Genomic DNA, 250 nt, shown 5'->3' with positions numbered 1-250 from the left:
AATTATAAAGCCATCTTTACTTCAACCTTTATCCCACCAAATAATGAATATCAAAACTATGGCATTATGGCAGCAATTGATCATATCAACGCTTTAAAAGATATAGTTAAAAACTATCCTGAATTTAAAAATTTGCCTAAAATTTATGGGGGGGGGTCTTATGGTGGATACTTATCCTTACTTATAGCCAAAATTGCTCCTTGGTATGTAGATGGGGTGGTTGATAATTCAGGTTCAGCCTTGCCACCTT

1 protein-coding gene is annotated in these 250 nt (G+C 34.8%); it reads left to right on the top strand.

Annotation, left to right across the window (positions count from 1 at the left end):
- Nucleotides 1-250 (top strand): DUF2920 family protein (locus JG677_RS08700; RefSeq protein ID WP_200286240.1); only part of this gene is annotated, 250 nt, incomplete at both ends.

Origin of the sequence: Campylobacter sp. TTU-622 (assembly GCF_016598965.1) — a bacterium.
In the GTDB taxonomy this organism is placed as follows: domain Bacteria; phylum Campylobacterota; class Campylobacteria; order Campylobacterales; family Campylobacteraceae; genus Campylobacter_D.
Note: the sequence above shows the minus strand (reverse complement) of the source record. Positions and strands in the feature narration are given on the sequence as shown.